This window comes from Salinibacterium sp. SWN167, assembly GCF_015864665.1.
Classification (GTDB): domain Bacteria; phylum Actinomycetota; class Actinomycetes; order Actinomycetales; family Microbacteriaceae; genus Rhodoglobus.
Genome location: NZ_JADYWU010000001.1, coordinates 907,473 through 928,334, shown reverse-complemented (window position 1 = coordinate 928,334; position 20,862 = coordinate 907,473). Strand labels below are relative to the sequence as shown.

Here is a 20,862-nt window from a genome sequence, read left to right as displayed (position 1 = left end):
TGCGACCTCCGGGTTTTAGCCGAGACTTACCCCGAATAGTAGCCCTAGAAGATACGTTGCGGTAGCGGCTCCGTAGCCAATCGCGAGTTGGCGCAGGGCCCGCTTGAGGGGCGAGGCTCCGGAAAGCAGGCCGACGATGGAGCCGGTGACGAGCAGCGCGATACCGACCAGCAGCGACGCGATCACGACGGCGGCGAACCCTTCTGCCCCGAACAAATACGGCAGTACTGGAATAACCGCGCCTGACGCAAAGAAGCAGAAGCTGGATGCCGCAGCTCCCAGCGCCGAACCGATCGGGTTGTGCTCTGCGGGCGTTGCCGCGGCATCCGTTTGGCGACCGGCGAGCACTTCGGCGGCGTGCAGCTCGGCCTCCTGGGCGGACATGCCGCGTGCCCGGTAGACGAGGGCGAGTTCGTTTTCGTCGACGTCGAGGTGGGTGACGGAGTCGGTGGCGACCGGTCCGTGCACTGCCGCTTGTTCGAGTTCGAGTTGGGAACGCACTGACACGTATTCACCGGCAGCCATCGAAAGGGCGCCAGCGAGCAGGCCGGCGACGCCAGAGAGCAGCACAACAGCGTTCGGCAGGCCGGCAGCGCTCATGCCGAGCACGAGGGCGAGGTTGGAGACGAGCCCATCGTTTGCTCCGAACACGGCGGCGCGGAACGTTCCCGAGAGGCGTTGGCGCCCGCGGGTAGCGAGAGCGCGAACCACTTCCTCATGCACGGCTTCGTCGGCGGCCATCGTGTCGGTCGCGTCGGCGTCATCCAGATACGGCGAACGTGATTCGGCACGCTGGGCAAGCGCGAGCACGAAGACGGAACCAAAGCGGCGGGCCAAGAAGCCGAGCATCCGGGTGCGTGGGTCAGTCGGGCGTGGCCGGCCGGCGTGCTCCCCCAGCAGGATCAGCCAGTGGTCTTCGTGGCGTTTTTCGGCAGCGGCGAGCGCAAGAAGAATCTCGCGCTCTTCGCCAGTGCGACGGGATGCCAGATCCCGATAAACGGCAGCTTCGGCGCGTTCGGCAGCAAGATAGCGTCGCCACCGTCGTACTTCGCGAGCGCTCGGTGCGGAGCTCGGTTCTGTCACGGTCATGCCCAGAACTCGACACCCCAGCTCGCCGCGAACTCAGCGCCGGGCTCCAGCCACAGCAGTCCGCGGCCAGTGTTAAACGCGTTGGGCGCGGCCGTCATGGGCTCGATGGCGACAACTTGGCCGACACCGGTGAGGGTCGGGAAGTTGCGGGGCGTGAACAGCTGTACGAAGTCGAACTTGTCATCAACGGTGACGCGAATTTCGCGACCGTCTGGCGCGGTGAGGCGTGCGGCAACACCGTCGACAACCTCAATACCGCCGAATGCCGTGTCGAGATCGAGCTCTCCGACGAGGCGACCACCGCTGAGATCGAACCCGGTGCCGGACACTGCGACCTCATTGGTCGGGATGTTGCGCTCATTCGACTCGAAGCGAGTGGCGGCGGTCATCGTGAGAGTCAGCTCCGCGATGGGAGTGTCACCGATCTTGAAGAAGGGGTGCGTTCCGAGCGCGTACGGGGCTGCGGCATCCGACAGGTTAGTGGCGGTGTGGCTGACGCGCAGACCACCCTCGACGAGTTCGTAGCGCACCGTGGTGTGCAGGTGAAACGGGTAGCCATGCTGCGGGAAAACTGTTGCCTCGAGTGTGACCGAGCTTTCGGTGCGCTCGATGAGGGAGTAGCCCGTGTTGCGAAGCAAACCGTGGATCGCGTTGTTGCGATCGCGTTCGGTGATATCGAGGTGTTGTGGTTCGCCTTCGAGCATCCACGTTCCGTCTTCGATGCGGTTGGGCCACGGCACCAACACGATGCCGTCGGCAAAGGGTGGCATCGCAGTCTCGGCGTAGGATTCCACGAGATCAACACCGCCAATGCTGAACTCCCGCAGTGACGCAGCAAGTTCCGTGATCGTCGCTCGCGCCTCGCCCTGCTCAGAGTCGCGAGAAATGATGTACTGGGTTCCGGTAGGCGTGCTCACCGCAACAGCTTATCGGCGCAGACGCAACAACGAAGGAAGCAGCCATGTCAGATATTCGCGATGACGTTCTTTATGACTTCGAGGCCGTGTTCGGGCGCCCCGCCGCTGGCGTCTGGTCTGCCCCCGGCCGCCTCACGCTGCTCGGCACTCCCGATAGCCCTGAGACGGATGCCGAACTCGCCATCGCGATCAACCGCCGCACCGTGCTCGCCGCCGGCCCCAGTCCTGACCGCACCGTGCGCATCGCGAGTGCCCTCGTTGACGAAATGGTCACGGTGGAACTCGACGAGCTAGCGACGACCGCGGTAGAAGGCTGGAGCCGCAGTGCGCTGGCTATTGTGCAGGAAGTGATGGCGTCATCCGCTGATTCGAGCGCCCTGAGTGGTGTCGATGTATTCATCGACACGACCATTCCCGTGGGTGCGGGCATGGGGTCGTCGTCGGCGCTGGAGGCCGCGCTTGCGCTCGCGCTCACCGATTTGTGGAGTCTGGGCGAACACATCGCTCACCTGCCCGAGCACCCCGACGTTGCCGCGAGCGTCTTTGCGCTCGACGACCACGCCCTCGTACGGCTCGAGGGTGAAACCCGCCCCGAGCCGCTCCCCCTCGATTGGAAAACCGCGGGCCTTGAACTGCTGGTGATCGACACCGATGCGCCGACCGCCGACGAACTCGACGCCGCAATCGCGGATGACGAAGTGCGTCGCACCCTGCACACCATTACCGAAAACCAGCGGGTCCGCGACGCGGCTCTCGCCATCCGCGACGAAACGCCGCGGCTCTTGGGCGCGCTACTCGACGCGTCGCAGGCGAGCCTGCGCGACGACTACGGAATCTCCACCACCGAAATTGACCTCGCCGTAGAAACCGCTCTGGCATCCGGAGCATTGGGTGCACGGATGCTCGGCCGCCCGTTTAGCGGAGTCGCCGTTGCCCTCGTCGACACCGACACCGCATCGCGGGTGCGCGTTGCTCTCGATGGTGCCTTCGCCGAGCATGCCCTGGGCCAGCCGACCGTCACCGAGGTGCTGCCCTCGCTCGGAGCACTACGCGACCGCTAGCGGGAACCGCAGAGCTACTCTTCGCTAAGCGCTCTGTGCCAGCGGCTATTCGCTAGGCCCTATTCGCTCACGATCTTGAGCACGAGCGCGACGGCGAAGCCGATCGCCACAATCGTGCCGGTCCAGACCCAGACCTGAGCCCACGGAAAGCGACGCTTGCGCGGAGTGCGCTTGGCGGCGCCACCCTCGGGCGGCGCCGACCTCTTCGCTGCCACCGTCAGAGCCGTTCGGCCGCGTCGACGACGTTCTTCACGAGCATCGCGCGAGTCATCGGGCCAACGCCACCGGGCATGGGCGAGAGGTAGCCAGCGACTTCCGCAACGCCAGGGTCAACATCTCCGACGAGGCGGCCTTTGCCGGTTTCTTCGTCGATCACGCGGGTGATTCCGACGTCGAGAACGGCTGCTCCGGGCTTGATCCACTCGGGGCGAATAAGGCCAGCAGAGCCGACGGCGGCAACCACGATGTCCGCCTGGCGAACGTGAGTCTCCAGCTGGGTCGTGCGGGAATGGGTGAGAGTGACGGTAGCATCCAGTCCCTTGCGGGTGAGGAGCAGGCCAATGGGGCGACCGACCGTGAGGCCACGGCCGACAACAACAACGTGCTTGCCCGCGATGGGCACGTTGTAGCGCTCCAGCATTTCGACGATTCCGGCCGGGGTGCAGGGCAGCGGCGAATCGAGCTTCGTGCCCACGCCAAGCACGAGACGACCCAGGTTGGTGGGGTGCAGGCCATCCGCGTCCTTGGCGGGGTCCATGAGTTCGAGCATCGCGTTCTCATCGAGACCGGCGGGCAGCGGCAACTGAATGATGTAGCCGGTGACGGCAGGGTTCTCGTTCAACGCCACAATGGCATCCCGAACTTCGTCAGCGGATGCCGTGGCCGGCAGATCGACGCGAATAGATTCGATGCCCACTTCGGCACAGTCGCGGTGCTTGCCTGCGACATAGGAACGGCTTCCGGGGTCGTCACCCACGAGAAGGGTGCCGAGGCCCGGAGTGATGCCGCGAGCCTTGAGCGCGTCAACGCGAATGCGCAGTTCATTCTTCACTGCGGTTGCTGTGGCAACACCATCAAGCTTTACTGCGGTCATCGTCTTCCGTTCGAATCGGGCCCATACGCTGATCGGCCACCTACAACTGCCGACTCCATTAAACGCTAAACGGGCGACCGTCGTGTTCACCGCTTTGGATCACCCCCGACGAAGCGTCAGGCGGAGTTGATTACGACGCGTTCGGCCAAATGTGCCGCCAGAGCCGGATCTAAGGTGGCGGCACCCGCAACCGCGGCATTAGCGGATGCTGCCCCCGACGCGATGGCAAGGGCGGCAGCCAGCGAGCCACCTCTAGAGAGAGTGGCGAGTATGCCGGCGAGGTAGCTGTCGCCGCTACCGACCGGGTAACGCCCGGCGGGGGCATCCAGTCGTGCACTCCACGTGCCCGTGCCATCGATTCCCACTGAGCCGGCCACGCCGTCGGTCACGATAACGGTGCCGCCCGTGATCGTGCGAAGTTGCGCGGCGAGACTGGCAGCGCTGGCGTCGGCGCCGAGCAGTTCGGCGGCTTCGTGCCGGTTGACTTTGACGAGCGCCGGCTTAAGCTCTGAGGCAAGAAGCCCCAGCACGGGGCCGTGCGTGTCGATCGCGATGGAATCGCCCTGGGCCGCCCGCGCTGCGAGAGCACCGATAAGCAGTTGTGTGTCAACCGCGGCGGGGATGCTGCCCGAGAGCGCCGTCCACCCTCCAGCCGGCTCGGCGGCGAGCGCGGCACACAGTTGTGACTGTTCGGTGGCGCTGAGGTCAGGCGCCGGTTCGTAAAACTCTGTGAGCCCCAATCCGTCGATGGCAGTCACGCAGCTGCGGGTCTGCTGCCTGACGGGAACGGTGGTCACGGCCACCCCCTCGGCGGCGGCAAGTTCAGAAACAAGCGCACCGATGTGACCGCCCGACGGCATCACTACGGATGCACTCACCCCCAGGCGGTGAGCAGCCCGCGCGAGGTTCAGACCTTTGCCCCCGGGGGAACGCAGCACGGTGTGAGGCCGGTGAATCTCTCCGACGGCCACCTCATTGACTAGGTACGTGACGTCGAGGGAAGGGCTCAGCAGTAGAACCGTGATCACGCTAGGTGCTCCCTCAGTTGCGCGAGCGTTGCCTGCGCGCCGGTGCCACCGGAGGCGCGCGTCGAGAGCGAGCCTGCCACCGCCGCCCAGCGAACGCGGGTTTGCTCGTCGGCTACGCCGTGGGCGACCGCAGCGAGGTAGCCAGCATCGAAACTGTCACCAGCGCCCGTGGTGTCCACAACATCGAGGCGGATGCCCGGAGCCCGCACCGTCGTGCCGTCCGGCGATCTCGACCATCCGCCCGCTGCGCCGTCCTTCACCACGACGCGACATTCGATCTCCCCCACCGCCGCAGTGATGGCATCGAGTTCAGCCCGATTGGGCAGCAACACATCGATCAACGGAAGCACTTCACCCAGACCTGCCCACTCGTCGGCCGGGTCCCAATTGGTGTCGAGGCTGGTGCGGATACCCTGCGCTTTGAGCTCCGCCAACAACGCCGGGAGCCCCGCGGTGAACTCCGGCATCAGGAAGGGCGAAGCAAAGTGCACCCAGTGGGCCTGAGAAGACTCCACAGCCGCGAGCACGTGAGCGCTCGTGAGCAGTGGCACCGTTCCCGGCAGAGTGAGAATTGCACGGTCATCCGCTGTCGAGAGAATTACCGAGATGCCGGTCGGAACCTGTGGATCGACGTGCACCGCGGAGACATCGACCCCCGCGGAAACCAACGAGTCGCGCATGATCCCGCCGAATTCATCGTCACCGATCACAGCGACAACAGACGTGGGAACCCCCAGCTGGGCGAGCCCAGACGCCATGATGCACGCACTGCCGCCGAGCACGAGGCTAGCGTGCTCCAGAAGCTGCTCGACCTGCCCGAATCGGGGAACAACATCGCCGCGCACGACAAGATCGATATTCGCGTCGCCGACAACGAGCACCGGGTATTGAGCGCTCATCCGCGTAGTCCTGTCATGGTCATGGTTTGAATGAACTGTTTTTGAGCAAACAGGAAGAACAGGATGAGGGGCATCGTGGCGACCACATTTGCGGCCATGAGAAGACTCCACTGCGTGCGTCGCGTTCCCTGGAAATTGGCGATACCCAACTGCAGGGTAAACGCGTTGTCGTTGTTGATTGCGATGAGGGGCCAGACCAAGTCATTCCAGGATCCCAGCAGTGTGAAAATCGCCAGCGTCGCGAGCGCTGGCTTAGCCAGAGGAAGAATGATGCGAAAGAAAATCTGCCAGCGAGAGGCCCCATCAATTCGACCTGCTTCTTCAAGCTCACGAGGAAGCGACATGAAGAACTGGCGCATCAAGAACACCCCGAAGGCGGTCGCAAGCCAGGGCACGATTGCAGCGCCGAGCCCGTCGACGAGACCCAAGCGTGAGAACAGCACGTAGGTCGGAATCATGAGCAGTTGGGTAGGGATCATGATGGTACCCAGGATGGCGAAAATGCCGAAATTTCTGCCGCGAAAGGTCAGGCGCGCAAAGCCGTAGCCTGCCAGCGAACAGAACACGAGGTGGGAGGCGATCCCGGTCACCGACACGATCGTGCTGTTGAGCAGCCAAAGCGTGATGTCGGTGTTCTGAAAGAGCGCGATGAACCCGGTGAAATCGATTCGAGAGGGGACGAAGGGCGGCGGATAACTCACGAGCTCTTTGGCGGGAGAAACTGATGCCATAAACATCTGCACGAATGGCAAGAGAAAGAGCAGGGCAATAGGAGCGAGCACAAAGTGCCATCCGCTCATTCGGCGCCGACGTGGAGTTCGAGCGCGAGCAACCGGGGCGACCGTGGTCTGCACAGCTTCATCGACGGTGGGTCGCGAATCAAGGGCGGTCATCAGAATGCGTCCTGTCCTCGGCGACGCGAATACAACACGACACCGATGGTGATAACGAGAGTGAGAGCGAAGAGGGCGTACGCCACTGCTGAGCCGTAGCCGAATTCGAGCCGGCGGAATGCTTGCTCCCAGAGGTAATAAACGATCGTTTTGGTGGAGTCGAGCGGCCCGCCTCGCGTCGTCGTGTAGACGAGGTCAAAGAGCTGGATAGCTCCAATGGTTTGCCAGATGGTCACGAAAATGGTCACCGGGCGAAGCGAGGGCCACACGACATTCCAGAACGACTGCCACGGGGTCGCTCCGTCGAGCCGAGAGGCTTCGAGAAGCTCGGGCGACACGTCTTGCAACGCGGCGAGATAGATCACCGTGGTGAAGGCCGCTTGCCCCCACAACGACATCAGCGCAATCACGAACATGGCTTGCGTCTGGTCTTCGAGCCATCCCTGAGCGGGAAGTCCGAGAACACGCAACACATTGTTGACCAACCCGAACTGAGGGTTGAACAGGTAGGTCGAGAGAATTCCGGTCGCCGCTGCTGAGGCGACGAAGGGTACGAAGATAGCTGTGCGGTACAACCCGATGAAGCGGATCTTGCGGTTGAGCGCCACTGCGAGAAAGAGGCCCGCCAGCACCGACATTGGCACAAAGAGTGCCGTGTAGATACCGGTGTGCATTACCGCTGCAGCGAAATCCTCATCCGTAATGAGCGCGGAGTAGTTGTCGAGACCAACGAACTCAGGTTCGCTGAAGCCATTCCATTCCTGCAGCGAGAGAATAAACGACCAGACGGCGGGAAAGAATGATAGTCCCAGCACCAAAATTGATGCTGGTGCGACGAAAAGCCAACCGCTCAGGTCGTCACGAAAACGACGACGAGACCGCTGCGCGCGCTGCACACCTAGGGATCGGAGGGGCGGCTTCAGCAACGGTCTCGTTGTCATGATTTCCTTCTATTCCGACTGGCTACTGGAGTGAATCGTTGGCGTCGGCCGCTGCTTCTTCGAGAGCAGTCTTCGGCTCGCCCTTGCCCTGAAGGACTTCGGAAATGGCGTTGCCGATTGATTCCGACAGGCCTACGTAGCCCTCAACTGTGGGGCGGGCTTGGAGAGCGTTGTCGTTGTTCGCGGCCATAACGTCAAGCCCGGGGTATGCCTCGACCTGTTCGGCGAATGCCGCAGAGTCGACCTCCGAGGATCGGATAGGGAGGTTGCCCAGAGCGACATTCCACCGTTCGTCCTGTTCCGCTGATGTGAGCCAGTTCGTGAACTCGAAGGTCCAGTACTCACGATTCTTGTCATCGTGGTCAAACAAAGCCCAGATATCTGGGCCGGACACGGTCTGGTGATCGCCGTCTGTTCCCGGAAGCTGCACTACGCCGTAGTCGGTGCCTGCGACCGTGAGGTCGTACAACTGCCACGGACCAGAGGTCATCATTCCGATGCGGTCGCTCGCAAAGAGCTGCGCGAATTTAGTATCGGTTTGGTCAAGGTAGATGCTCTTGTCGTCGATCGCCATGTCGCGCAAGAGCGTGAGAGCACGAACTCCCGCGTCGGAATCGAAAGCGGCCAGACCGTCATCACCAAGGATCTCTCCACCCTCCTGCCACAGGTGTGGCCAGAACTGCCACGTGGTTTCTTCTGAACCAGACACCGAATAGGCGTAGCCGTAGGTGTCAGTCGCAGCATCCGTAAGCTTCGCAGCAGCATCGCGGAAGTCGTCCCACGACCAATCGTCCGTCGGGTAGGCGACGCCAGCGGCATCGAAGACGGTCTTGTTATAGATGAGAGAGAGGTTATCGACGATCGCCGGGAACCCGATCGTTTTGTCCCCAGTCGGTTGCGTCGTTTGACGCGCTGACTCGGAGAACTCCTCCCACTTGACAGCAGGATCCGCTACTTGTTCCGTAATGTCGAGCGTGCGGCCGGAGCTTTCGAGCTGACTCGCCCAGGCTCCGAAAGAATAGGAAATATCGGGGTAACTGTTCCCAGCGAAACCGGCGGAGAGCTTCTGCAGCAGCTCCTCAGTTGAGGACGAGCCCGGCGACACATCGATCGTCACGTTGGGGTGGTCCTCTTCAAATTCAGCGGCGAGGGCTTCCAAAGTCTTTTGCGCGTCATCCGTCTGCCCCGTCCACCACGTGAGCGTGACATCCGCTTCGGGGTCGAGGGTCGTAGCGCCTTGACTCGCGCTACACCCCGCAAGCACCAGAGCGGCAGTTGCAGTCACGGCAATACTTGCTAAGCGCCGCGATGCTGAAGAAGAGGGTTTTCTCATTGTTAACTCCTGGATCAATTGTGCGGGTGGGGCTGGGGGTCTGCGGTGGTGAGGCTATTTAGCTCAGAATGATCGAGCGGGTGAGGTGCCTCGGCTTATCGGGGTTGAGATCACGCGCTTCGGCCAGCTCTACGGCAAGGCGCTGCGCCTGCACGAGTTCGACGAGAGGGTCGTGAGAGCCGAGGAGAACAGTTGCCCCCGTCGCGCGGATCTGCTCAGCGAGCGCCTCGTCGGCTGCGCCAAACATCCAGACGAGCGAACCTGTGTGGGCGACGGCCAACGGACCGTGACGGTAGTCGAGAAGAGGGTACGACTCCGACCACGCCTGGGCGGCTTCGCGAATTTTGAGCGCTGCTTCTTGTGCAAGTCCGTAGCTCCAGTCGGTGCCGAGATAGACGAAGTGATCGAAGTCACCAGCGTTGACGGGCAGCGGTTCGGCGAGCGCTGCGTCAAGTTGGTCGCTCAACCCGTCGACGCTGAGACCGAACGCAGCACGCGCCAGAAACAAGAACGTAGTCGGGAATCGTGTCTGCACTACCGATTCTTCGTCCGCGTAGTCGAGCAAGAGAACGTCGTTGGCGAGCAGCGCTGCCGGTGAGTCGGCGACGCCCGTGATCACGACGGTGCGCACACCCTCGGGCACTGTGCCCAGAGCGTCGATGACTTCGCTGGTCGTTCCGGAGCGCGTGATGGCGATGACACGGTCGTAGTCCCGCCAGACCCGCAGTTCGGAGGCGTAGTTGGCGTCGGTTTCGCCGAGCGCCGCGCTCTCGCGCAGCCATGCGAATGATTCAGCGACGAAGGCTGAAGTGCCACAACCGATGACGAGCACTCGCTCTCCGGGCGCGGCCAATAATTCGCGGGCGATCTCGACCTGTTCGAGAGCCGTGCGCCACATCGACGGCTGGGTAGTGATTTCGGTCGCAGTGATCGACATTCGATTTCTCCGTTTACTTTTACTTGCTATGGGATTCCCCTAGGTCGCAAGGTGTGGTGCAATAGTGGCCTCAAAGTGATCGTTTGACAAGAAAACTGCCCAACATGATCACTTTCACTGATCGTTTTTCAGAGGAGTACCTATGTCTGCCCCAATTCGGGATGAACTTCGCCACCTTCCCCTAGCGGCGTGGCACCCTCAATCTCAGCTATCAGCCCCCGTCAGCGCGGTCGATCAGGCAGCCGTGCCCGCCATCGACGTGCACAACCATCTGGGCCGTTGGCTGAGTAATGGCGAGTGGATGATCCCGGATGTCGCCGCTCTGGTCTCTCTCATGGACAGCACCAATGTGCAGACCATCGTGAACCTCGACGGGCTCTGGGGCGATGAGATTAGCGCCAACGTGGAGCGGTATGACAACGCCTACCCGGGCCGCTTTCTCACCTTCTGCCAACTCGAATGGGCTCTGCTCGCAGAGCCCGACGGAGTCGATCAATTACGCGCTTCCCTCGACGACAGTGCGCGACGTGGCGCTCGTGGGCTCAAGATCTGGAAAGACCTGGGGCTCACCATTCGTGACGCCGATGGCTCCCTCATCCTGCCCGATGACCCCCGAGTGCTCGACGTTGTTGCGCACGCCGGCAACCTGGGCCTGCCGGTGCTCATTCACACCGCGGACCCCCGAGCCTTCTTCGACCCTCTCGACGCCCACAACGAGCGACTCGACGAATTGCTCGACGCCGAAGAGTGGTGGTTCGGAGATACCGCTGTGCACCCGACCTTCGATCGCTTGCTTGACGCCCATGCCGCGCTCGTGAGCGGCTGCCCCAGCACGACCTTCATCGGCGCTCACGCCGGCTGTGCCGCCGAAGATCTCGATCGTGTCGAACGCCTACTGGATGCGTGTTCGAACTACACGATCGATATTGGCGGACGCATGGCAGAACTCGGGAGACAGCCGCGGCGCTTCGCCGCATTGCTCGCCCGCCACCCCGATCGCGTCTTGTTCGGCACCGACATTTACCCGATCACAGTCGAGCAGTACCGGTTGCACTTCCGCTTTCTCGAGACGGCTGACGAGGCCTTCGAGTACGCGCCAGGCGATCCGGTGCCACCCCAGGGGCGATGGACAGTGTCGGCGCTCGCGCTCGACAGGGACATCCTTCAGGCGGTGTACCGCGACAACGCACGCCGCGTGCTCGGCCTCTGAGCTAGCCGGCGTAGCTCGGCCGGTAACGCCAGAGCGGGTGGCAGGGGCTCGCGCTCGGGCACGATCCCTGCCGCCCAGTCTCGTTTCGTGCTGGTCAGTTTCAGACGACAGAGCACAAGTGCGCAACGAGGTCAGTCACTTGAGTGCTGCCCAGCGCGGTAAATTTTCGGGGATCGACAGCATCCGGCATTCGAGCAAGCTCCGCGCGCAACGCGGCAGTAGCCGTGAGGTTGAGCACCGTGCCGATATTCACCTTGCGGATGCCCGCCTCGACTGCTCGCCGCAGCTCGTCATCCGCCACCCCCGATGACCCGTGAAGAACCAGAGGCACCGGAAGCAACTCGGCGATCGCGCGGATGAGGTCGATGTCGAGCGCTGCCGTGCGCTCCGTCATAGCGTGGGAGCTGCCCACCGCGACCGCGAGACCGTCGACGTTAGTCGCGGCAACGAACTTCCGCGCCTCGACGGCGTCAGTGCGCACGCCCGGCGCGTGGGCGCCATCCTTGCCGCCAATCTCACCGAGCTCCGCCTCGACCCACCAGCCCAAAGCATGGGCGTGATCCGCGACGGATGCCGTGAACGCGACGTTCGCTGAATACTCAAGTTTCGAGGCATCTACCATGAGAGAACGCACCCCCAAGCCAGAACCAACCTCGAGCGCATGTTCGATGAGTTCAGCGCTCTCGAAATGGTCGAGATGAATGCCGATCGGCACTAGCGACGCTTCGGCAATCTCGCGACAGGCGGCGAGCAACGGCTCCATCTGCCGGTGATAGTGCACCGCATTCTCGCTGATCTGGAGCAGTACGCCAATGCCTGCATTCTCAGCGCCCGCAACGATGGCCTCGGCCTGTTCGAGGGTAATGACGTTGAACGCCGGCACGGCGAGGTTACCCTCGACGGCCGACGCGACGAGTTCGCCGGCAGAAGACAGAGTCATGGCAAAATCAGCTCCGTCTGCCCGCCGAGTGACACCGGCAGAACGGCCGCGTGCGCTTCGGTCATCTCGTCACAGAGCGCCCAAATTTGCTCCGGGGTGAGCGTCGAAATCGCGTTCGGGTCGGCGAGCAGCGCTTGGCGAACACGATCGGAATTGCCCGTGAGAGCCGCTTCAATGGTGAGCTCGGCGACCGAGAGGTAGCTGCGGTTAAGCGCTGCCCCCTGGGTCGGAATCGCTCCGACAACGTGCGGTGTAATCCCTGAGCGATCAACCGTTGCCGGCACCTCGACGATCGCCCCCTCGGGGAGGTTGGAGATCAATCCGCGGTTGACCACATTGACATGCACGATTCGTTCGGTGCCGGTCAGGATCGAATGGATGATTTGGGGTGCGTATTCAGCGGCCCCCTCTTCGAGTTCCAGTTCTTCACCCGCGGCGAGCGCCTCTTGAGCTCGTGCAAAGTCAGCGACGTTCTCTTCGCTGATACCGAGGTACTCAAGCGGCTGGAGCCGGAACCGGGCAATTTGTTCATCGGAGCGCAAGAACCACGAGAGGTACTCGGAGGAGTGCTCGCTCGTTTCCGTGGGGTAATAACCGATGCGGCGGAACATCTCCACGCGCACTCGATTAAGCAATTCTGGGTCAGCCTCAATCGCGGCGCGCAGGCGCGGGTACAGGTCTTCACCATCGAGGGACCACTCGTAGAGCCACGCTTGGTGGTTTACCCCAGCAGCCCGGTAGTGAGTGTCGTCAAGTTTCACGCCGATGAGGTCGCACAGGTCGCTTACTGTCCAGTAGACGCTGTGGCAGATTCCGGCAACCTTGAGGTCGGGGGCAACGACACTCAGCCACCACACGTTCATCGCCATCGGGTTTGTGTAGTTCAGGAGCCACGCATCCGGGCAGAGTTCGAGCATGTCCGCAGCGATGGCGGAGAGCAGCGGGAAGGTACGCAGGGCGCGGAAGACACCGCCGACACCGGTGGTGTCACCGATCGTTTGACGAAGTCCGTGCTTGGCCGGAATTTCGAGATCGGTGCGGGTCGAGTCGATGCCACCGACCTGCACCATATTGATCACGAAGTCTGCCCCGGCGAGCGCCTCGCGCCGATCGAGGGTAGAAACCACGGTGACCGCACGGTCGAGTTGGGTCGAAAGTTTCGTCGCCGTTTCAGCCGCAACGCGCAGGCGCTCGGCGTCGATATCGTGCAGCACGAGCGTGAGCTGAGGAAGGTCGTCGAAGCGCAAGAGGTCCGCGATGAGCTGGCGGGAGAACACGACGCTTCCCGCACCGATAAAGACAATGTGGGTCATGGATCGATCTTTACGTACACTGAGTGAATCGCGCAAGATAATGAGCGCAATAGCCGCAAAACGATCATTTTGGGTGAGCGAATTTGACCAAAGGATGGATAATGGGTGGCATGGTCATCGACAACACGAAGCGTCACGCCGCCTCCACTAAACGCTCGACGCGCATGATCGCCATCCTCGATCTTCTCTCAGAGCGTGGGTCAGTATCGCTGAGTGAGTTCGCAGAGACACTCTCGATCTCACCGGCCACTGTGCGGCGCGACCTTGCAGAGCTCGAATACCAACAGCTTTTGGTGCGCACTCATGGCGGTGCCACCGTCATCGAGGCCCGGCACGAGCTGCCGGTCACTTTTCGTGATTCCCAATCGCAGGATGCCAAGAAAGCAATCGCCGCTCGCATGGCGACTTTGGTTCCCTCGGGGCGGCATGCGGTCGCGCTCAGCGGCGGTTCGACGACGGCCTACGTCGCACGAGCGCTCTCCACCCACCCCGAGCTCACGATCGTGACCAACTCGCTCACCATCGCCGGGCTCGTCACGTCGTATCCCCAGCTCAAAGTTGTGATGACCGGCGGGCTACTACGCCCCCAATCCCTCGAACTCGTCGGGGTTCTTGCCGAGAATACTTTCAATGCCATCAACGTCGGCACTGCCATCTTGGGCAGCGACGGCATCTCGGTAGAGGGCGGCGTTACCACTCACGACGAGACCGAAGCGCGCACGAATAACGCCATGGTGACTCATGCCCAGCGCACCGTGGTCGTGGCCGACGGATCGAAGATCGGTCGGCTGGCGCTCGCGCGCGTTACCGAGATCTCGAGCGTGCACACCCTCATTACGGATGCCACGGCCGACCCTGAGGAATTGGACCGCATGCGGGCCGCCGGTGTCGAAGTACACATCGTTTAACGCCAAAGACCCCGCCGCCGCAATGACAAGGTGACGAGGTCTTTGGCTTCAGGCTGTTTCAGCTCAGTTCTGGGTTATTTAGGCCCAGCTACCGGGGCTCTCGAGGCCTTCGTAGAGCGGGAAGGCATCGGCGAGCGCACGCGAACGTGCCTGCAGCGCGGCAAGGTCTGCCCCGGGCTTGAGAGTTTCGGCGATGATGTCGGCAACCTCCGTGAATTCGGCGTCACCGAATCCGCGGGTTGCTAATGCCGGCGTTCCGATGCGGAGACCCGAGGTCACCATCGGCGGGCGCGGGTCGGCAGGAACAGCGTTGCGGTTGACGGTGATGTCAACCGAGTGCAGCAGGTCTTCGGCTTCTTGACCATTGAGTTCTGACTTGCGCAGGTCGACGAGCACGAGGTGCACGTCGGTGCCTCCCGTGAGCACATCAATGCCGAGCTCAGTCATGTCGTCTTGAACGAGACGCTCAGCAAGAAGCTTGGCGCCACGAAGGGTGCGCTCCTGGCGATCCTTGAAATCATCGGATGCTGCCAGCATGAAGGCGGTCGCCTTGGCGGCGATCACATGCATGAGCGGTCCGCCCTGCTGGCCGGGGAACACGTTGGAGTTGATCTTCTTGGCGATATCAACGTTGTTCGTGAGGATGAAGCCCGAGCGCGGTCCACCAATGGTCTTGTGAACAGTCGAGGACACTACATCCGCAAAAGGAACGGGGTTCGGGTGCAGACCAGCGGCAACGAGTCCAGCGAAGTGCGCCATATCAACCCAGAGCACTGCTCCAACTTCATCGGCGATCGAACGGAACTCAGCAAAGTCGAGCTGACGCGAGTAAGCCGACCACCCAGCGATGATGACCTGCGGCTGAACCTCAATGGCCTTGGCACGAACATCCGCCATATCAAGAACGCCGGTCTCTTCGTTCACGCCGTAAGCGTGAGCTTCGTAAAGCTTGCCGGAGAAGTTCAAACGCATACCGTGCGTGAGGTGCCCACCGTGATCGAGCGAAAGGCCGAGGATGCGGTCGCCGGGCTTAGCGATAGCCGACAGAACGGCGGCGTTGGCCGACGCACCCGAGTGGGGCTGAACGTTAGCGAACGCGGAACCGAAGAGGCTCTTGGCGCGATCGATGGCGAGCTTCTCAGCAATATCCACAAATTCGCAGCCGCCGTAGTAGCGACGCCCCGGGTAACCCTCGGCGTACTTGTTGGTGAGAACCGAACCCTGTGCCTCAAGAACGGCGCGCGGAACGAAGTTCTCACTCGCGATCATCTCGAGAGTGTTGCGCTGACGGTCGAGCTCTTGAGCGAGCACCGCAGCGATCTCAGGGTCTACCTCAGAGAGAGGCGAGAGGAACGTTGACACAGATGATCTCCTTGCGACGGGGTGGATACTTCCAAGATACCGGGTGAACGCTCAACGCAAGCAGTCAGTGTGTGCCATCTTTCCGCGCGGTAGGAAAGAAGTCTGTCCTTCAAGTGGTCTAACTGAGCCTTGAGATACCCCCTATTTCTGTCAGACTTTGGACTACATCGCCGCCGCTCAGGAACCGCGCCAGAGCGCTCTCACTCCCCCGAATGGACCCCATGTTTACCCGCATCATCCACTCCGCAACGCTCGTGAGCGACGGTGTGCAGCGCGATAACGCGTGGGTAGGGTTCACGGGCGACAGCATTGGCGCAACGGGTACCGGTGACTCCTGGCGCGAGCAAGCGGATGCCGCCACCCTCGTCACCGACGCCAACGGCGATTTTCTTACTCCCGGCTTTATCGACATCCACTGTCACGGCGCCGACGGTGTCTCGTTCGATGACGGAATAGACGCCATCACGACGGCGCTTGCCGCCCACCGCAGCCACGGAACCACCCGCTCTGTTCTTTCGCTCATTAGCGATGGCCACGAACGTCTTGTCGAGCGGCTGGGCGAGGTTGCTGAGCTCACCCACCGGGATCCCCTCGTATTGGGCAGCCACCTCGAAGGTCCGTTTATCGATCAGGGGTTCCGTGGTGCACACAATCCGGCCGCGCTTCGCACTCCTACGGCGACCGAGATCGAGCAGCTGCTGACCGCCGCCGATGGAACGCTTCGCCAGATCACGTTGGCCCCAGAACTCCCCGGCGGCGCTGAGGCTGTCGCCCAATTCGTCGCCGCCGATGTACGCGTAGCGATTGGCCACACTGCCGCCACCTACGCCGAGACCCGATCCGCGTTTGAGGCTGGCGCGAGCATCTTGACCCACGCGTTCAATGCCATGCGTGAGATCCACCACCGAGCTCCCGGCCCGGTGGCTGCAGCCTTTCACTCTCCGGGCGTCACGCTCGAGGTCATCAACGACGGCGTGCACGTGCATCCTGATGTCGTAAAAATGTTGTTCGCTTCGGCCCCCGGCCGCATCGCGCTGGTTACTGATGCGATGGCGGCAACCTGCGCCGGCGACGGACATTATCTACTCGGCTCGCTCGATGTCACGGTGACCGACGGCGTTGCCCGCTTGAGCGATAACGGCGCTATTGCCGGTTCCACTCTCACCATGGATGCCGCGGTACGTCGCGCGGTGACCGATGTGAGCTTGAGCCTGCCGCAGGCTGTTGCCGCGGCCACCGCTATTCCTGCCCGGGCAATAGGGCGCGAAGGCGACCTCGGGTCGCTTGCTCCCGGATTTGCCGCCGACGCCGTGCTACTCGATGCCGACCTTAGGGTGCGGGCGGTGTGGGCTGCTGGTCGCGAATTGCCGCAGCCTTCGCGCCTCGCCGTCTGAGTAGCTCGCCACCGATGATCGCAAAGACCACCGCAACGCCCAGAATGCCGGCGTCAACGTAGGGCAACGAGATAACCCCGTGGTTGTCGAGCAGGATGCCGCCCACGAGCGCTCCACCGCCGATACCGATGTTGAACGAGGTCGTGAGGTAGGCCGAGCCGACATCGCGCATGCGCGGTGAGGCCAGCTGCAAGAGTCGTGTTTGCATCATGGCGGGAACACCGCCGAAGGCCGTTCCCCAGACAATGATGACGGTGAACATGATGGCGGGCTCGGCGGGGAATAGGCCGAGCAGCGCGGCGCAGATCGCGACGAGGGCAACCGTGACGGGGATGATGCTGCGCGGGAAGCGGTCGACCAAGAGACCGGCAAGCGCGAGACCGAGGGCGCCGGCGGCACCGAAGAGCAGGAGAACCCCAGCGACGGCGCCGGTGTCGATTCCGGCCGGGCCAATCAGGTACGGAACGATGTAGGTATAGAAGAGGTTGTGGCCGAGCATCACGAGCGCCACCAAGATGCAGACGTAGATGACGCCGGGAACCGACCGGTCTTTGCGTAGCGGGATCGAGATTTCGCCCGTGGCGAGGGGCTGCTGGTGATCGACGGGCGGCAAAATGCGCACGACCATAATCGTGAGCGCCGCGATGATGATCGCAATCACGACGAAGGCCAAGCGCCAGCCGAGGGCGTGACCGAGAGCGGTACCGACGGGCACTCCGAGCACGAAGGCGGCGGTCGCACCCGCGCTCGTGACGGCAACGGCGCGGCCAACCTGGTGCGGCGGAACGAGGTGCGCCGAGTAGGCGCCGACCACGGCCCAGAACAGTCCGTGCGACAGCCCACCGATAATGCGGGCGATCACGAGCACCGCATAGTTGGGTGCCACAGCGGCGAGCAAGTTACCAATCACAAAGACAATCAGCACGATGATGACGAGCTTCTTGCGGGGCTGGTTGCGCGTGAGAGCGGCGAGCGGAGCCGTGGAGATCACAACAGTCGCGGCGAAGATCGTGATGAGCAAGCCCACCTGCGACTCCGAGACAGAGAGCTCGGCGGCGATTTCGGGCAGCAATCCGGTGGGTAACCATTCGCTCGTGACCGAAGTGAAGATCAGTGCAGAGAGAGTGAAGAGGCCTGCCCACGGAAATGCCTGAGAGGAGGCGGGCGAAGAAGTGCGTGACGTGCTCATGTTTGACTAACTCTACCGCCAGCACCGGTACGCTAAATCAGTGACTACCTCAACGCATTGGATCGTAACCCTCACTTGTGATGACAAGCCCGGCATCGTTCACGCCATCAGTGGCGCCATTGTTGAGGCCGGCGGCAACATCACCGAATCGCAGCAGTTCTCCAGCGGAGACACCGGGCGCTTCTTTATGCGCTTGCAGGTGCAGTCGGATGCTCCGCGCGAGGTTTTCGAGAAAGCCCTCGCCCCCGTGACCGAGCGGTACGCGATGGAATGGCAACTCGACGTGGTGGGGCGCCCGCTGCGCACGCTCGTACTCGCATCCAAGGCCGGACACTGCGTCAACGACCTTCTCTACCGCCAGCGCGCTGGCCAGCTGCCGATCGACCTGCCGCTGATCATGAGTAACCACCCCGATTTGGGCTCGCTCGCCGAGTTCTATGAGGTGCCGTTCGAGTCGCACGCTGTCACGACGCCCGGCCAGAAGCTGGCCTTCGAAGAACGCATCCTCGAGGTTGTCGAAGAGCACGACATCGAACTTGTGGTGCTGGCCCGCTACATGCAGATCCTCTCCCCCGAACTGTGCGAGCAGTTGAGCGGCAAGATCATCAACATCCACCACTCTTTCTTGCCCGGCTTCAAGGGCGCGAACCCCTACAAGCAGGCGCACGCTCGCGGTGTGAAGCTCATCGGCGCCACCGCCCACTTCGTGACGAGCGACCTCGACGAGGGCCCGATCATCGAGCAAAACGTGGTGCGCGTCGACCACGCCAGCACGTCAAGCGAACTCAGATCGATCGGTCAAGACGAAGAAAGCCGCACGCTCACGCAAGCCGTGAAGTGGTTCGCCGAAGACCGTGTGCTGCTCGACGGGGCGCGCACGATCATCTTCCGCTAGTCCCCGTCGAGCAAGTCGCGCAGCTTCAGCGTCGTGCGCCAATTGCGCACCGTCATCCGCTTCGAGAGGCGATTAGCGCGCAGGCGGTCGATGCGCGATCTCGCCGAGTCGACGACGGTGCGTGAGAAGTAGAGCGCATCGGGGCCTACTGAGACAGAGTCAACCTGTTCGTTGAGTTCGGGCACGAGGGTGAGTGCTTCCGCTGCGGTGAGAGGGCGTTTGAGAAAGAGCACATCACTCAGCAGCTCCGCGGAACCGTGATCGCTCGGGGCCGCCGCAATGGTGGCCGCGAATTCGTCGTCGGAGCGCACGACAGCGAGGATGTCTGCGCCCAAGCGCTCGCGCAGCATCCGCTCAATTTCGACTTCAAGCTCGGCGCTGCCCGGCGCGTCTGAGGCGAACACGACGTTGCCGCTCTGAATGTAGGTGCGCACGTCCGCGAAGTCGGCATCGGTAAAGCACTCTTTAAGCGCCCCCATGCTGATCACATTCGAGCCGCCCACATTGATGCCGCGAAGCAGCGCCACATAGTTCGTCATGAGCTAACGATGGCACGGAGTACCGACACGAGGCGTCGCCGCTGGCGAAGTCGGGAGCTTTAGCGCAGCCTCTCCCAGTCGAGGCGGTTCTCCCAGGAGTAGCGGTAGTAGTCGGCAAACTTCAGTTCGGATGCCGCAGCCTCGTCCACAATCACCGTGACGGTGGAGTGCAACTGAATTGCCGATCCCGGCAGGCTCGCGGTCACCGGCCCCTCGACCGCCCCCGCGAGCGCCGTCGCCTTCGCTTCGCCAAACGCCAGCAGCACCAGATGCCCCGCACGCTGGATGGTGCCGAGCCCCTGCGTGATGCAGTGCCGCGGCACGTCGTCGGGCGAATCGAAGAAGCGCGCATTGTCGAGTCGCGTCTGCTGAGTGAGGGTCTTGACGCGGGTGAGTGAGGCGAACGAGGATCCGGGTTCGTTGAAGCCGATGTGGCCCGTCGAACCGATTCCGAGAATTTGCAGGTCGACGCCACCCACCGCGACGATCGCGCGCTCGTAGTCGTCACCCGCGGTCTCGATGGGGCCACTCTCGGCAGGCACCTGCACGAGCTCCGGTGTTAACCCGAGCGGTTCAACAACTTCGCGCGTGATCACCGAGCGGTAGCTCTCGGGATGCCCCGCAGGCAATCCGACATATTCATCGAGAGCAAAACCCCGCACAGCGGAAAGATCGAGGGCGCGAGCCGCGAGCGCAGCCCACGTTGTTAAGGGCGTCGACCCGGTCGCTAGGCCGAGGACAGCATCCGGGGTGCGGCGCACGAGTGCCTCGATGAGGTCTGCAGCGACTTCGCCCGCCGCGTGTTTGTCATCAACGATTACTACCTCAGCCATGCCATCGACCTTAGAGCTACCCGGTGCGATCGCGGGAGGATTGGCGAAGTGGTCTCTGCGAATGAGCGCAGCACTCGCGTCGTCACCT

The 20,862-nt window shown here is 62.5% G+C and carries 21 protein-coding genes; 5 read left to right on the top strand and 16 right to left on the bottom strand.

What is annotated here, in order from left to right; all coding sequences use genetic code 11:
• Window positions 1–15: 15 nt before the first annotated feature.
• Together I6E60_RS04405 and I6E60_RS04400 are read right to left on the bottom strand one after the other, a co-directional pair.
• On the bottom strand, window positions 16–1,089 hold the full coding sequence (locus tag I6E60_RS04405; protein WP_197179034.1) for a VIT1/CCC1 family protein: 1,074 nt from the start codon (window positions 1,087–1,089) through the stop codon (window positions 16–18).
• Window positions 1,086–2,006 carry an aldose 1-epimerase family protein gene (locus I6E60_RS04400; protein WP_197179031.1) on the bottom strand — a complete coding sequence of 307 codons (921 nt, stop codon included), beginning with the start codon at window positions 2,004–2,006 and terminating at the stop codon, window positions 1,086–1,088. The genes I6E60_RS04405 and I6E60_RS04400 overlap by 4 nt, the downstream gene beginning before the upstream one ends.
• A gap of 44 nt (window positions 2,007–2,050) precedes the next feature.
• Between I6E60_RS04400 and I6E60_RS04395 the strand changes: the two genes are divergently transcribed.
• On the top strand, window positions 2,051–3,067 hold the full coding sequence (locus I6E60_RS04395) for a galactokinase family protein (protein ID WP_197123288.1): 1,017 nt from the start codon (window positions 2,051–2,053) through the stop codon (window positions 3,065–3,067).
• 59 nt (window positions 3,068–3,126) lie between these two features.
• Here I6E60_RS04395 and I6E60_RS04390 read toward each other — a convergent pair whose 3' ends face one another.
• The 8 genes from I6E60_RS04390 to I6E60_RS04355 all read right to left on the bottom strand — a co-directional run bounded on the left by I6E60_RS04390 (window position 3,127) and on the right by I6E60_RS04355 (window position 10,191).
• A complete protein-coding gene (locus tag I6E60_RS04390; protein WP_197123286.1) occupies window positions 3,127–3,282 on the bottom strand; it encodes a hypothetical protein in 156 nt (51 codons plus the stop codon).
• A 2-nt stretch (window positions 3,283–3,284) separates the two neighbouring features.
• Window positions 3,285–4,160: a bifunctional methylenetetrahydrofolate dehydrogenase/methenyltetrahydrofolate cyclohydrolase gene (locus tag I6E60_RS04385; protein WP_197123284.1), complete on the bottom strand. Its 876-nt coding sequence runs from the start codon at window positions 4,158–4,160 to the stop codon at window positions 3,285–3,287.
• 116 nt (window positions 4,161–4,276) lie between these two features.
• On the bottom strand, window positions 4,277–5,188 hold the full coding sequence (locus I6E60_RS04380) for a PfkB family carbohydrate kinase (protein WP_197179029.1): 912 nt from the start codon (window positions 5,186–5,188) through the stop codon (window positions 4,277–4,279).
• The gene (locus I6E60_RS04375; protein WP_197179027.1) at window positions 5,185–6,087 is read right to left on the bottom strand and encodes a carbohydrate kinase family protein; all 903 of its coding nucleotides are present in this window, start codon (window positions 6,085–6,087) and stop codon (window positions 5,185–5,187) included. Before I6E60_RS04375 ends, I6E60_RS04380 begins: the two co-directional genes overlap by 4 nt.
• Window positions 6,084–6,980, bottom strand: coding sequence for a carbohydrate ABC transporter permease (locus I6E60_RS04370; protein ID WP_197179025.1), 897 nt, complete (start codon window positions 6,978–6,980; stop codon window positions 6,084–6,086). Before I6E60_RS04370 ends, I6E60_RS04375 begins: the two co-directional genes overlap by 4 nt.
• Complete coding sequence (locus I6E60_RS04365) at window positions 6,980–7,921, bottom strand: carbohydrate ABC transporter permease (protein WP_197179023.1); 942 nt, start codon at window positions 7,919–7,921, stop codon at window positions 6,980–6,982. The genes I6E60_RS04370 and I6E60_RS04365 overlap by 1 nt, the downstream gene beginning before the upstream one ends.
• A 22-nt stretch (window positions 7,922–7,943) precedes the next feature.
• Window positions 7,944–9,206: an ABC transporter substrate-binding protein gene (locus tag I6E60_RS04360; protein WP_307841778.1), complete on the bottom strand. Its 1,263-nt coding sequence runs from the start codon at window positions 9,204–9,206 to the stop codon at window positions 7,944–7,946.
• 106 nt (window positions 9,207–9,312) lie between these two features.
• Complete coding sequence (locus tag I6E60_RS04355) at window positions 9,313–10,191, bottom strand: SIS domain-containing protein (RefSeq protein WP_197179021.1); 879 nt, start codon at window positions 10,189–10,191, stop codon at window positions 9,313–9,315.
• Between the two features lie 142 nt (window positions 10,192–10,333).
• On the opposite strand from I6E60_RS04355, the gene I6E60_RS04350 reads away from it, so the two are divergent.
• A complete protein-coding gene (locus I6E60_RS04350; RefSeq protein ID WP_197179020.1) occupies window positions 10,334–11,401 on the top strand; it encodes an amidohydrolase family protein in 1,068 nt (355 codons plus the stop codon).
• A gap of 100 nt (window positions 11,402–11,501) precedes the next feature.
• On the opposite strand, the gene I6E60_RS04345 is transcribed toward I6E60_RS04350, so the two are convergent.
• The gene (locus I6E60_RS04345) at window positions 11,502–12,341 is read right to left on the bottom strand and encodes a class II fructose-bisphosphate aldolase (RefSeq protein ID WP_197179019.1); all 840 of its coding nucleotides are present in this window, start codon (window positions 12,339–12,341) and stop codon (window positions 11,502–11,504) included.
• Window positions 12,338–13,654, bottom strand: a complete 1,317-nt coding sequence (gene melA / locus I6E60_RS04340; protein WP_197179018.1) for an alpha-galactosidase — start codon at window positions 13,652–13,654, stop codon at window positions 12,338–12,340. Before melA ends, I6E60_RS04345 begins: the two co-directional genes overlap by 4 nt.
• A 101-nt stretch (window positions 13,655–13,755) precedes the next feature.
• On the opposite strand from melA, the gene I6E60_RS04335 reads away from it, so the two are divergent.
• Complete coding sequence (locus I6E60_RS04335) at window positions 13,756–14,562, top strand: DeoR/GlpR family DNA-binding transcription regulator (protein WP_197123373.1); 807 nt, start codon at window positions 13,756–13,758, stop codon at window positions 14,560–14,562.
• 78 nt (window positions 14,563–14,640) lie between these two features.
• Here the strand turns inward: I6E60_RS04335 and glyA are convergent, their stop codons facing one another.
• On the bottom strand, window positions 14,641–15,924 hold the full coding sequence (gene glyA, locus I6E60_RS04330) for a serine hydroxymethyltransferase (RefSeq protein WP_197179017.1): 1,284 nt from the start codon (window positions 15,922–15,924) through the stop codon (window positions 14,641–14,643).
• A gap of 221 nt (window positions 15,925–16,145) precedes the next feature.
• Between glyA and nagA the strand changes: the two genes are divergently transcribed.
• On the top strand, window positions 16,146–17,318 hold the full coding sequence (gene nagA / locus I6E60_RS04325) for an N-acetylglucosamine-6-phosphate deacetylase (protein WP_197123657.1): 1,173 nt from the start codon (window positions 16,146–16,148) through the stop codon (window positions 17,316–17,318).
• On the opposite strand, the gene I6E60_RS04320 is transcribed toward nagA, so the two are convergent.
• Window positions 17,254–18,507, bottom strand: a complete 1,254-nt coding sequence (locus I6E60_RS04320; RefSeq protein WP_197123280.1) for an MFS transporter — start codon at window positions 18,505–18,507, stop codon at window positions 17,254–17,256. The two genes, nagA and I6E60_RS04320, sit on opposite strands and share 65 nt — an antisense overlap.
• Before the next feature lie 40 nt (window positions 18,508–18,547).
• On the opposite strand from I6E60_RS04320, the gene purU reads away from it, so the two are divergent.
• The gene (gene purU, locus I6E60_RS04315) at window positions 18,548–19,402 is read left to right on the top strand and encodes a formyltetrahydrofolate deformylase (RefSeq protein ID WP_197123278.1); all 855 of its coding nucleotides are present in this window, start codon (window positions 18,548–18,550) and stop codon (window positions 19,400–19,402) included.
• On the opposite strand, the gene I6E60_RS04310 is transcribed toward purU, so the two are convergent.
• Complete coding sequence (locus I6E60_RS04310; protein ID WP_197179015.1) at window positions 19,399–19,941, bottom strand: DUF1697 domain-containing protein; 543 nt, start codon at window positions 19,939–19,941, stop codon at window positions 19,399–19,401. The two genes, purU and I6E60_RS04310, sit on opposite strands and share 4 nt — an antisense overlap.
• A gap of 59 nt (window positions 19,942–20,000) precedes the next feature.
• A complete protein-coding gene (locus I6E60_RS04305) occupies window positions 20,001–20,774 on the bottom strand; it encodes a glucosamine-6-phosphate deaminase (RefSeq protein ID WP_197179013.1) in 774 nt (257 codons plus the stop codon).
• Window positions 20,775–20,862: the final 88 nt, after the last annotated feature.

Coding starts and splice junctions, on each gene's coding strand:
- I6E60_RS04405 (WP_197179034.1), bottom strand. CDS start 1,089: ATGACCGTGACAGAACCGAGCTCCGCACCGAGCGCTCGCGAAGTACGA.
- I6E60_RS04395 (WP_197123288.1), top strand. CDS start 2,051: ATGTCAGATATTCGCGATGACGTTCTTTATGACTTCGAGGCCGTGTTC.
- I6E60_RS04385 (WP_197123284.1), bottom strand. CDS start 4,160: ATGACCGCAGTAAAGCTTGATGGTGTTGCCACAGCAACCGCAGTGAAG.
- I6E60_RS04375 (WP_197179027.1), bottom strand. CDS start 6,087: ATGAGCGCTCAATACCCGGTGCTCGTTGTCGGCGACGCGAATATCGAT.
- I6E60_RS04370 (WP_197179025.1), bottom strand. CDS start 6,980: ATGACCGCCCTTGATTCGCGACCCACCGTCGATGAAGCTGTGCAGACC.
- I6E60_RS04365 (WP_197179023.1), bottom strand. CDS start 7,921: ATGACAACGAGACCGTTGCTGAAGCCGCCCCTCCGATCCCTAGGTGTG.
- I6E60_RS04355 (WP_197179021.1), bottom strand. CDS start 10,191: ATGTCGATCACTGCGACCGAAATCACTACCCAGCCGTCGATGTGGCGC.
- I6E60_RS04350 (WP_197179020.1), top strand. CDS start 10,334: ATGTCTGCCCCAATTCGGGATGAACTTCGCCACCTTCCCCTAGCGGCG.
- I6E60_RS04345 (WP_197179019.1), bottom strand. CDS start 12,341: ATGACTCTGTCTTCTGCCGGCGAACTCGTCGCGTCGGCCGTCGAGGGT.
- melA (WP_197179018.1), bottom strand. CDS start 13,654: ATGACCCACATTGTCTTTATCGGTGCGGGAAGCGTCGTGTTCTCCCGC.
- I6E60_RS04335 (WP_197123373.1), top strand. CDS start 13,756: ATGGGTGGCATGGTCATCGACAACACGAAGCGTCACGCCGCCTCCACT.
- nagA (WP_197123657.1), top strand. CDS start 16,146: ATGTTTACCCGCATCATCCACTCCGCAACGCTCGTGAGCGACGGTGTG.
- I6E60_RS04320 (WP_197123280.1), bottom strand. CDS start 18,507: ATGAGCACGTCACGCACTTCTTCGCCCGCCTCCTCTCAGGCATTTCCG.
- I6E60_RS04310 (WP_197179015.1), bottom strand. CDS start 19,941: ATGACGAACTATGTGGCGCTGCTTCGCGGCATCAATGTGGGCGGCTCG.
- I6E60_RS04305 (WP_197179013.1), bottom strand. CDS start 20,774: ATGGCTGAGGTAGTAATCGTTGATGACAAACACGCGGCGGGCGAAGTC.